At 64.3% G+C, this 10,809-nt stretch carries 12 protein-coding genes; 6 read left to right on the forward strand and 6 right to left on the reverse strand.

Annotation, left to right across the window (positions count from 1 at the left end; genetic code table 11):
- Positions 1-316 precede the first annotated feature (316 nt).
- Both EN852_RS08840 and EN852_RS08845 read left to right on the forward strand, forming a co-directional pair.
- Positions 317-604: a hypothetical protein gene (locus EN852_RS08840; RefSeq protein ID WP_127863883.1), complete on the forward strand. Its 288-nt coding sequence runs from the start codon at positions 317-319 to the stop codon at positions 602-604.
- A gap of 674 nt (positions 605-1,278) precedes the next feature.
- Positions 1,279-2,424, forward strand: coding sequence for a hypothetical protein (locus EN852_RS08845; RefSeq protein ID WP_127873991.1), 1,146 nt, complete (start codon positions 1,279-1,281; stop codon positions 2,422-2,424).
- Positions 2,425-2,454: 30 nt separating this feature from the next.
- Here the strand turns inward: EN852_RS08845 and dprA are convergent, their stop codons facing one another.
- The 4 genes from dprA to EN852_RS08865 all read right to left on the reverse strand — a co-directional run bounded on the left by dprA (position 2,455) and on the right by EN852_RS08865 (position 6,587).
- Positions 2,455-3,582, reverse strand: a complete 1,128-nt coding sequence (gene dprA, locus EN852_RS08850; protein WP_127873990.1) for a DNA-processing protein DprA — start codon at positions 3,580-3,582, stop codon at positions 2,455-2,457.
- Complete coding sequence (plsY, locus tag EN852_RS08855) at positions 3,579-4,160, reverse strand: glycerol-3-phosphate 1-O-acyltransferase PlsY (RefSeq protein WP_127873989.1); 582 nt, start codon at positions 4,158-4,160, stop codon at positions 3,579-3,581. Before plsY ends, dprA begins: the two co-directional genes overlap by 4 nt.
- Before the next feature lie 148 nt (positions 4,161-4,308).
- Positions 4,309-5,625 carry a dihydroorotase gene (locus EN852_RS08860; RefSeq protein WP_127873988.1) on the reverse strand — a complete coding sequence of 439 codons (1,317 nt, stop codon included), beginning with the start codon at positions 5,623-5,625 and terminating at the stop codon, positions 4,309-4,311.
- A complete protein-coding gene (locus EN852_RS08865) occupies positions 5,622-6,587 on the reverse strand; it encodes an aspartate carbamoyltransferase catalytic subunit (protein ID WP_095818664.1) in 966 nt (321 codons plus the stop codon). Before EN852_RS08865 ends, EN852_RS08860 begins: the two co-directional genes overlap by 4 nt.
- Positions 6,588-6,749: 162 nt before the next feature.
- On the opposite strand from EN852_RS08865, the gene EN852_RS08870 reads away from it, so the two are divergent.
- From EN852_RS08870 to EN852_RS08880, 3 genes are all read left to right on the forward strand, one after another.
- Positions 6,750-8,378, forward strand: a complete 1,629-nt coding sequence (locus EN852_RS08870; protein WP_127873987.1) for a DNA alkylation response protein — start codon at positions 6,750-6,752, stop codon at positions 8,376-8,378.
- Between the two features lie 151 nt (positions 8,379-8,529).
- Positions 8,530-9,090 (forward strand): hypothetical protein, encoded by a 561-nt coding sequence (locus tag EN852_RS08875; protein ID WP_127873986.1) that lies wholly within the window; start codon positions 8,530-8,532, stop codon positions 9,088-9,090.
- Complete coding sequence (locus EN852_RS08880; protein ID WP_127873985.1) at positions 9,090-9,431, forward strand: DUF6105 family protein; 342 nt, start codon at positions 9,090-9,092, stop codon at positions 9,429-9,431. Before EN852_RS08875 ends, EN852_RS08880 begins: the two co-directional genes overlap by 1 nt.
- Here EN852_RS08880 and ruvX read toward each other — a convergent pair.
- Positions 9,373-9,855: a Holliday junction resolvase RuvX gene (ruvX, locus tag EN852_RS08885; protein WP_127873984.1), complete on the reverse strand. Its 483-nt coding sequence runs from the start codon at positions 9,853-9,855 to the stop codon at positions 9,373-9,375. The genes EN852_RS08880 and ruvX overlap by 59 nt on opposite strands.
- Before the next feature lie 118 nt (positions 9,856-9,973).
- Between ruvX and EN852_RS08890 the strand changes: the two genes are divergently transcribed.
- Entirely contained in the window at positions 9,974-10,681 is a 708-nt protein-coding gene (locus EN852_RS08890) for a metal-dependent hydrolase (RefSeq protein WP_127873983.1), read from the forward strand.
- On the opposite strand, the gene EN852_RS08895 is transcribed toward EN852_RS08890, so the two are convergent.
- Positions 10,678-10,809, reverse strand: a 132-nt coding sequence (locus EN852_RS08895; RefSeq protein WP_135879538.1) for an integrase core domain-containing protein, incomplete at its 5' end; no start/stop codon positions are given. The genes EN852_RS08890 and EN852_RS08895 overlap by 4 nt on opposite strands.

Consider the following 10,809-nt stretch of genomic DNA (forward strand, 5'->3'; position numbering starts at 1 on the left):
CGGCAGCTCGTCGGGCTTGAGGCAGCTGTTGGGGGCCTCGCCCGGCGAGTTCCATGAAACCGGTGGAATGTAACCAACCGTGATATTCATGCGGCCTTGCTAATGTAACCTCTGCATCGGCCGACTCCCCAACCCGGGAGTCGGCTAGGCCCGGCGGTTCAATCCAACGCACCCCAACAGAGCGCGGAACTGTCGGGCCGCTTATGGACAAGGCGTGGTTCCACAGGCCGATCCCTGCCCCTTCTATTTCGCTCCCGGCGTTGAACCTCCAAGTCGCACGAACGTTGAACGCTACCCATGACGTTTCGGAGCGCAAATGACCAAACAAATCGGATGGAACGATACGTACGGGCCAGCCAAGCTCTCAGCGAGGACGGACCAGGTGTCCAAAAGGTTTTTCGTCGAAGAGATGGCCGGCGATTTGCCGACCGCAGGCCGCGAGATTACCGCGGAGACCCCTGAAGAGGCCGTCGCCCGCGTCATCAGCGATGCTGTTGTAGCTCCAGAGTGGGAAGCAGGCGCCGACGAGAAATGGGTTAGAGTGACGGATAGCGAGCGCGGCGTAATCTATCGATTTCAAATCCCGCTTAAGACGGCTGACTAGCGGCGCGCCCCTACGAGTCCGAAATGAAGAGCCCGCTGCCACTCGGGAGAGATTGGCAACGGGCTCGACCGCTTGCTTATGCAATTCGCGGGCCGCAGTGGGGTTCCGATTCCGATAAAGCAATCTTGATTTTTAATATTAGTTGAACCTAAAGTTATTCGCGGGGGTGTCGTGTTGGAGGATAATCGATGTCAGGTAAACCACCCTCATTCCCGATGCCAAGCGACGTGCTAAGCAAGCTTCCCGATCAAGCCGCCGGCCACCTTCCACCGGCCACCTTTGGCGCCGCTGTTGAGACCGCCTCTGCCGGCGATCATTTCGCTCCACATGCGGACGTTTCGTTGCCGGAAAACGCGAGCACCGCTCTAGCAGACCATGGCTCGCACATTCCCGCTTTTGTGACCGATTGGCTGCTATAACGAAAAATCCCGTCGGCTACTTGGGAGATAGAGCGACGGACCGAAGTCGATGGGGCCTCTGGACAATCTTGTACTGTGCGACCGCATAAGGGCGGAACAGCAGCGGGTCGCGGAGGCCAGGAAGCGGCTGGTGAAGATCGCTCGACTGCCTCAGCCTGGCGGTGTGACTTCCCCAAGACAAAGGTGATCCTGCCGCGTTGCCTTGTCCCTGAACAGGGGCATTGTTAAACTCTGGGCCCTGAGGGAGGCTCCAGGATGGCACTTGACCTTTCGGTAGAGACCACGGCCCGTAAAGCGGCGACGCCGCCCGGCAGATATCTCTTCGGCCCGGTCGCCGATTTCCTCATGCTCGGCGGCAGCGCGTTTCTGATCCTGCCCGTCCTGTTCTTCGTGCCCCGCGAATACGAAGGCCCGCTCGCCGCGACGATGGTTGTCGTGGCCTATCTGGTGAACTACCCGCATTTCGCCCATTCCTACCAGATCTTCTATCGCAATTTCGGCCGCAAGGCGCGTGGCGAGGGATACGACAGGAGCCTGCAGCTTCGCTACATTTTCGCCGGCGTCATCGTCCCGGTGATCATGGCGCTGTTCTTCGCCTATGGCGCGGCGACGTCGAACACGCGGCTGCTCGGCTTCGCGGCCAATGCGATGTTCTTCTTCGTCGGCTGGCACTACGTCAAGCAAGGCTACGGCATGCTGATGGTCGACGCCGTCCTGAAGCGCAAATTCTTCGACGACCGGGACAAGAAGGTGCTGCTCGTCAACAGCTACGCGGTGTGGATCCTTGCCTGGCTGCAGACCAACACGGCCGTGACACAAGGGCAGTATTACGGCCTTCAATATTACACCTTCGCGGCGCCGTCCTGGATTACCGATATTGCCGTCCTTGCGGCCGTCGGATCGACGGCGGCCACGCTTCTGATGCTGATCAACCGCTGGCGACGGAATGGCGGCGGCCTGCCTTACAATGGCATCGTCGCCTATGTCGCCTCGCTCTATCTCTGGATCCTGATTGCCAGGATAAACCCGCTCTGGCTGCTGGTGGTGCCGGCGCTGCACTCGCTGCAATATCTGGCCGTGGTGTGGCGCTATCAGACCAATGTCGAGCGTGACGTCTCGGATGCCGCGAGCGATCCGGAGCCGAAAATACTATCGGTGTTCGGGCCTCGCTACAGGCTGCGGGTGCTGGGGTTCATCATCGGGGGTGGGGCGCTTGGCTATCTCGGCTTCTGGCTGATCCCGTTCGTGCTGACCGCCCTCGTCCCCTACGACAAACAGGTGCTCGGTTCGTCGCTGTTCTTCTTCATCGTGCTGATCTTCATCAACGTGCACCACTACTTCCTCGACAATGTGATGTGGCGCCGCGGCAATCCGGAAGTGTCGAAATATTTGTTTCGATAGGGAAATTCGGGCCGGCAGGCGACGCCGAGGTCACGCGATCAGCGATACATTTCCGCCGGCGTGGCGCTCGAGCCGGCCGGCAAGGTCGAGTTCCAGAAGCACCATGGCGATCTGCGCGGCGCTCAGTCCGGTGTGGCGGATGATGTCGTCCACTGCGATGGGCGTGGGCCCAAGCGCCTCCAGCACGTCCGCGCGGTCGTTTTCACCGGGTGGCGGCATGGCCGACATGTCGGGCGCCTCGGCCAGCGGCGTGGTTCTTGGAGCGCGGGTGCCGGCTAGCGGTGCCAGCGCGCCGAGCACGTCGGCGGCTTCGGTGACCAGCGTGACGCCGTCCTTGAGCAGGGCGTTGCAGCCGGCGGCGCGTGGGTCGAGCGGCGAGCCCGGCACGGCAAAGACCAGCCGGCCCATCTCATTGGCGAGGCGTGCGCTGATCAGCGAGCCGGAGCGTTGCGCGGCTTCGACCACCACCAGGCCGAGGGCCATGCCGGCGACAAGGCGGTTGCGGCGGGGGAAATCCTGGGCGCGCGGCTGCCAGGCGAAGGGCATTTCCGAAACGATCGCGCCGCCGCGATCGGCGATCTCGTCGCACAGGCCGGCATTCTCGGGCGGGTAGGGGACATCGAGCCCGCCGGCGAGAACGCCGATGGTTCCGGTCGAAACGCTGCCTTTGTGCGCGGCCGTATCGATGCCGCGCGCCAGGCCCGACACGATGGCGTAGCCTTCACGGCCGAGGTCGGCTGCCAGCATGCGTGCCATCTTGATGCCGGCCAGCGAGGCGTTGCGGGCGCCGACGATCGCCACTGCCGGCAGACGGAAGGCCGCGCCTTCGCCTTTCACCGCCAGTAGCGGCGGCGGATTGTCCAAGGTTTTCAGCAAAGGCGGATAATCGGCCTCGCCGATACCGACGAAGCGGGCGCCGGCGCGCCGGGCTGTGTCCAGTTCGGCCTCGGCTTCGGCGACGGAAGGGATGCGGACGATACGGTTGGCGCCGCCGGAGATCATCAATTCGGGCAGCATTTCGAGTGCTGCTTCGGCCGAGCCGAAGCGGTTGATCAGCTCGCGAAACGAGGCCGGACCGACATTGGGCGTGCGGATAAGCCGAAGCCAGGCAAGCCGCTGCCGGTCGCTGAGACGCGGGCCGGCGGCCGGAGCGCTCATCCCTTCGCCCCGATCTTGCCTTCGGTGCCGGCCAGCAGCCGCGAGATGTTGGCATGATGCTTGATGATGACGATCAGGCTCATCACGGCGAACAGGCCGGCGATCTGCGGCGTGCTGATGAAAGAGAGCGCGATCGGCACGATGAACGCCGCCGTCAGTGCGGCCAGCGAGGAATAGCGAAACAGGAAGGCCATCGCGAGCCAGACGACGGCGAAGACGAGCATGCCTTGCCAGGCGAGACCGAGCAGCACGCCGAGATAGGTTGCGACGCCCTTGCCGCCCTTGAAGCCGAGCCAGACCGGGAAGAGATGGCCGAGGAAGGCGCCGAAGCCGGCCGCCAGTCCGAAGTCCGGCGAAAAATGCCCGGCGACCAGCGCAGCGGCCGTGCCCTTCAGCGCGTCGAGCAGCAGTGTCGCGGCAGCGAGCCCCTTATTGCCCGTCCTCAGCACATTGGTCGCGCCGATATTGCCGGAACCGATCTTGCGGACGTCGCCGAGACCGGCAGCGCGGGTGATCAGAAGCCCGAATGGGATCGAGCCGAGCAGATAGCCTAAGACGAGCGCGATCGCGTAACCCATCGTTTCCCCCTTATTCTTTTGTCCCGGCTCTCACCTTACGATTGATCCAATTTGCGTTATGCAACTCTGGTTTGCAATAGCTGGCGCTGCTCGGGCATCGGTCGGGCATAATGGTAGAGTCGAGAGGGTTCGCCAAGCAACTCTGTGCCTACAGGCTCGCCAGGGCCGAAGGGCGGTCTATCCGGAAAAACACCGTGCGGCCCGCGACCACCGTCTGCAGGACCTTGCCCTGAAGGCGCGCACCTTCGAAACAGGTGTTCTTCGAGCGCGAGTGCAGGCCGCTTTCGCTGACGATCCATGGCTCGTCGAGATCGACGACCGCGAGATCGGCCGGCGCGCCCGGCCGCAGCGTGCCGCCCGGCAGGCCGAACAGTCTCGCCGGCGCGGTGGACAGCGTCTCGATCAGCCTGAGCAGCGGCACATCGCCATTGTGGTAGAGCCGAAGCGCCGCGCCAAGCAGCGTCTCCAGCCCGATGGCGCCGGCGGCGGCATCGGCGAACGGCAGGCGCTTGGTGTCAACGTCCTGCGGATCGTGCGAGGAGACGATGATGTCGATCGTGCCGTCCTTGACCGCTTCGATCATCGCCAGCCGGTCGTCCTCGGCGCGCAAGGGAGGGGTCAGCCGGAAGAAGGTACGGTATTCGCCGACATCGTTCTCGTTGAGCGACAGATTGTGGATGGCGACCCCAGCCGTGACATTGGCGCCGTCGGTCTTGGCCCGGTTCACCGCGCCGGCCGCCATCGCGGACGAGATTTTGGCGGCGTGATAGGCGCCGCCGGTCAGCCGGGCCAGCGCCAGGTCGCGTTCCAGCGGGATCAGCTCGGCCTCGCGCGGAATGCCCGAAAGGCCGAGCCAGCTTGCATAGAGTCCCTCGTTCATGACGCCGGACGAGGCAAGATTGGCGTCCTGCGTCTCATGCGCGATCACGCCGCCGAAATCGCGCGCATAGGTCAGCGCGCGGCGCATCACCAGCGCGTTGGCGATCGTGTGCCGGCCGTCGGTGTAGGCGACGGCGCCGGCCTCGCGCAGCAGGCCGAATTCGGTCATCTCGCGGCCTTCGAGGCCCTTGGTGATCGCGGCCGCGGGGAAGATGTTCACGCTTGCGGTATCGCGGGCCGTGCGCAGCACGAACTCGACCAGCGCCACATTGTCGATCACCGGATCGGTATCCGGCATCATGACGATGGAGGTGACGCCGCCCGCCGCCGCCGCCACGCTTGCCGAAGCGATGGTCTCGCGATGCTCGCCGCCGGGTTCGCCGATGAAGACGCGAGCGTCGACAAGCCCCGGAATGATCGTCTTGCCGGCGCAGTCGACGACGGTGGCGCCTTCCGGCACGCCCTGGTTCAATGCGGCTTTCCCGGCCGCGACGATCTTGCGGCCGTCGACGATGACGCTGCCGATCTCGTCCACGCCGCGCGACGGGTCGACGACGTGCGCCTTGCTGAAGACGGTCACGCTCATGCGCCGCGTCCCTCATGGTTGCGGCGCGGGTCGAGCAGCGCCTCCATGACCGCCATGCGCACCGCGACCCCCATCTCCACCTGTTCCTGGATGACGCTTTGTGGTCCGTCGGCAATTTCGGAGGCGATCTCGACGCCGCGGTTCATCGGTCCCGGATGCATGACCAGCGCATCGTCCTTGGCGGCTTTCAGCTTTTCCGCATCGAGACCGAAATAGCGGAAATATTCGCGGATCGACGGCACGAAAGCGCCTTCCATGCGTTCGCGCTGCAGGCGCAACATCATCACGACATCGGCATCCTTCAGGCCCTCGGCCATCGAGCGCGCGACGATCACCCCCATCCTGTCGATGCCGGAGGGCAGCAGCGTCGAGGGCGCCACGACGCGCACCTGCGCGCCGAGCGCGTTCAACAGCATGATGTTGGAGCGGGCGACGCGCGAATGCAGGATGTCGCCGCAGATCGCCACGATCAGCTTCGACAGCGGGCCCTTGGCGCGGCGGATGGTCAGCGCGTCGAGCAGCGCCTGCGTCGGGTGCTCATGCGCGCCGTCCCCGGCATTGACCACGGAGCAGCCGACCTTCTGGGCGAGCAGGGCAGCGGCACCCGCCGACTGATGGCGGATGATCAGGATGTCGGGCCGCATGGCGTTGAGGGTCATCGCCGTGTCGATCAGCGTCTCGCCCTTCTTCACGGAGGAACTTGCCACCGACATGTTCATGACGTCGGCGCCGAGACGCTTGCCGGCCAGTTCGAAGGAGGATTGCGTGCGGGTCGATGCCTCGTAGAACAGGTTGATCTGCGTGCGGCCGCGCAGCGTCGAGGTCTTCTTTTCCGGCTGGCGCGAGATCGACACGGCCCGGTCGGCGCGATCGAGCAGCAGCTCGATGTCGGCCGGGGAAAGATCGCGGATGCCCAGAAGATGGCGGTGGGGGAAGAGCGGCAGGGACGAAGCGTCGGTCATCTCAAGGCGCTGCTATAGGGTGCGCTCCGGCCTGCCGCAAGCGCCAGCTTTGGATTGCGGGCGTTCTCCCCGGTATTTTCGTCGCGCGTGCCGTAACGCTTGGGCTATAAGGCCGGATGGCCTCGGATTCGTGATCGCGGCCTTGGGATGTAAGGAAGACGCGTGACCGACGAGGTGATCAACCAGCCGCCGCCGCTGACGGGCGGCAACGCATGGCGGGGCGATCCGTTGCTCATCCAGCTTGCCGAGCGTTTTTCCGATCCCGTGCGCAAGGATCTCGACGGGCTTGGCCGGTTCGTGATGACGCAGGAGGCGCAGGAGCTTGCCCGCCTCGCCAACACCGACACGCCGAAATTGCGCACGCATGACCGCCAGGGCCGGCGCCTCGACCTGGTCGAATACCATCCAGCCTATCACGCCTTGATGCGCCGCTCGGTTGCCGGCGGCCTGCATTCTTCCGTCTGGGAGAACGGCGATGCCGAGATCGGCCGCCGCCACCAGGTGAGGGCGGCGCGCTTCTATCTGACCGCCGAGCTCGAGACCGGGCATCTGTGCCCCATCACCATGACCAGTGCCTCGCTGGCGGCGCTGATGGCGAGCCCAAAACTTTTCCGCGAATGGGCGCCGCGCGTGACGACGCGCAAATACGACCAGACGCAGAAGCCGCCGGTGCAGAAGACCGGGCTGACGCTCGGCATGGGCATGACCGAGAAGCAGGGCGGCACGGATGTGCGCGCCAACACCACCAGGGCGGAGCGCACCGGCAGCGGTTTTTATCGGCTCACCGGCCACAAATGGTTCATGTCGGCACCGATGTCGGACGCTTTCCTGGTGCTCGGTCAGGCACCGGAGGGGCTGTCCTGCTTCCTCGTCCCGCGCATCCTGGGCGACGGGGCCGGCAACGGCTTCCGCTTCCAGCGGCTGAAGGACAAGCTCGGCAACCGCTCCAACGCCTCGTCGGAGGTGGAGTTCGTCAACGCGATCGGCGAGATGGTCGGCGATCCGGGCGCGGGCGTGAAGACCATCATGGATATGGTAACGCTGACCCGGCTCGACTGTGCGGTCGCTTCCTCGGCGCTGATGCGTGCGGGCCTTGCCGAGGCCGTGCACCACACGCGCCATCGTCAGGTGTTCGGCTCGAACCTGATCGACCAGCCGCTGATGCAGCGGGTTCTGGCCGACATGGCGCTCGACGTCGCCGCGGCCACGGCGCTGTCGTTCCGGCTGGCGCGCTCCTTCGACGAGGCGGCGAGCGATCGCGGCGAGGCGGCCTTTGCCCGCGCCATGACGCCTGTGGTCAAATACTGGGTCTGCAAGATCGCGCCGGCGCTGCTCTACGAGGCGATGGAGTGCCTCGGCGGCAACGGCTATGTCGAGGAAGCGCCGCTCGCCCGCTATTATCGCGAAGCGCCGGTCAACGCGATCTGGGAGGGCTCGGGCAATGTCATGGCGCTCGACGTGCTGCGCGTGCTTGGCCGGGCGCCCGGGCTGTTCGAGGAAGTGCTGGCCGGCATCGACCGCGATCTCGGCACCGGCGGACGCGGCACGATCGGCGTGCTGAAGGCGGCGATGCAGGTCGCCTCGACCGACCAGGGGTCGGCGCGCCTCTTGACGGAACAACTCGCGCTTTCGGCCGCCGCGGCGGAGCTGCGCCGGCTGGGAGCAGGGCGGATCGCCGACGCCTTCGTCGAAACGCGGCTCGGCGGCCAGTGGCGCACCACCTACGGCATGCTCGATTCGCGCCACGATGCGCGCATGATCATCGATACGCTCTATCCGCCGGTGGTCTGATCCACCTTTCCAACGCCGATTGCCGGCCTGTGGATAGCCGTTAACCTTAACAAATGGTTTCCATTGCGGCGGACCTTCGCAAAGCCCAATCTCCGCTTGCTGGAGTAAGGAAGGGTTAACCATGGCCCGGGCTCCGCGAAGCAGGATCCTTATGCGGCACGTGTTGAGCTCAGTTCTGGCCTTGCATTGGGCGGTGATTTTCGCCCTGCTTGCCTATGTCTGCATGGACGGCAGCCGGGGCATAGCTGCGGCGCTTGGCGTGCTTGGCCTCTCGATCCAGGGCGGCCGGTTTCCGCAGCTTGAAAATGTCGCCGTGGTCGCGCCGCTTTCGGTCGCGCTCCTGACCGTCGCTGTGTTGTTCTGCTGGGCTTTTGTCGAAACGCTGCTCAACGGGGCGGCAAGGCCGGACGCGGGTGAGAGCGTGGCGCGGGTCGCTTTCATTTTCGCGTCGTCCCTGCTTTCGCTGATTCTTATTGGCGGCGTGGCGCAAGGCATCGACGGCCTGTTCGTGATAGTCGGCATTCAGATGACGGCACTCCTTGCCTCCTATGTCGCGGTGACGGCGGAACGCCGCTCCGCCTTTGCCGCGGCAATGAATTTGCCCCAAGGCGATGTTCGTTTTGCCTCGCGCATGGCGATGGGGGCTGCGCACAGCTCCTTGCTTTCGCGCATATCAGGCCGTCCGGAAAACAAGCCTGGAGGCAGCCGCTGATGCGCACGCTGTTCACACTCTGGGCTGCTCCGATGGCCATCTTCTGGGGATGGTTCTTCCTGTCGGCCAACGACATGAATTTCGGCTATGTGATGCTGAGCCGACAGGTGCACGATTTCGCCTTCCAGCTTTATGGCCAGATGCTCGGCGTCGACCCGGCCATCATCCCGGGCATGGTGGCGCGGACCTGCGTTTTCGACTTTTTCCTGCTGATGGGGCTGTGGGCCTTCCGCCGCCGGCGCAATATCGCCGAATGGATAAGGCAGCGCCGGCAGGGCGATATCAGCCCGGATCGCCTCGGCCGAGTGACTGAAGCCGGTCCAACGCTCCCTGCAGAATAAAGGCGGCGGCCGCCGAATCGATCTTGCCGGCGCGCTTCTTGCGCGAGAAATCCATCTCGATCAGCGTGCGTTCGGCCGCGACCGTCGACAGGCGCTCATCCCACAGCACGAAGGGCAGATCGGAAAGCGGCGCCATGTTGCGGACGAAGGCGCGCGATTTTTGCGCACGGGGCCCTTCCGAGCCGTCCATGTTGACGGGAAGGCCGAGCACGACGGCGCCGACATTGTCCTTCTCGAGCTGAGCGAGCAGTTGAGCGGCATCGAGCGAAAATTTCTTGCGCAGGATGACCGGACGCGGATGGGCGAAGGACAACCTGCGATCGGAGACCGCGACGCCGATCGTCTTGTCGCCGAGATCGAGCCCGGCGAGCGTCTTGCCGTCGGCAAGCCGCCCCGGCAGTTCCTCGATTGAAATAATGCCCAACGGCTTTTCCTGACATCCGGGCGTCGCACATCCTTTTGACGGTAGAGAACGCCGCGCTACTTTCAATTTGCCGCCAGCGTTCTATCCTTCGGCAACGGAAAAATCGAGGAAAGCATTGATGAAACTGACCTGGTACGGACATTCGGCATTCCGCGTCGAGACCAAGGACGCCACCATTCTCATCGACCCCTATCTGGTCGGCAACCCGTCCTGGACGGGCGGCTGGGAAGGGCCGGCGGAAGGCGTCACGCATGTTCTCCTGACCCATGGCCATAACGACCATGTCAGCGGCGCGGTCGAGGTGCTGAAGAAAAGTGGCGCCATGCTGGTCGCCAATTTCGAGATCTGCATGTATCTGGTCGGCCAGGGCGTCAGCGGCGACAAGATCAATCCGGGCAATATCGGCGGCACCGTCGATTGCGGGCCGTTCACCACGACCTTCGTCCAGGCGCTGCATTCGTCTTCTTTCGGCGGCCAGGGCGGCACGAACACCTATCTCGGCAATCCGGGTGGGCTCGTCCTGCATTTTCCCGAAGACAAGACGCTCTACCACATGGGTGACACCGACATCTTCTCCGACATGGGGCTGATCAACGAGCTGCACGAGCCCAAGGTCGGTATTGTGCCGATCGGCGACCGCTTCACCATGGGCGGCGCGGTGGCCGCTCTTGCCTGCCGCCGCTTTTTCGGTTTCGACACCGTCATTCCCTGTCATTTCAGGACTTTCCCGATGCTCGACCAGACCGCCGACAAGTTCGTCGCCGGCATGGAGGGCTCGGGCGTCAAGGTGGCGCTGCCGGAGATCGGCAAGGCGATCACGATCTAGCTGTGGAGCCTCAATAGGTTGTCCTTGGTCAGTCCGAGGCGGCTGATAGGTGGTTTTGATTTTAAGCTGCCGTGTGGCCTATGCCAATTGTAGCGGTGAAGCCATCGCGGCAGCTCCGCAGTGCGCTC

The organism is Mesorhizobium sp. M2E.F.Ca.ET.209.01.1.1 (genome assembly GCF_004010375.2).
GTDB lineage: Bacteria > Pseudomonadota > Alphaproteobacteria > Rhizobiales > Rhizobiaceae > Mesorhizobium.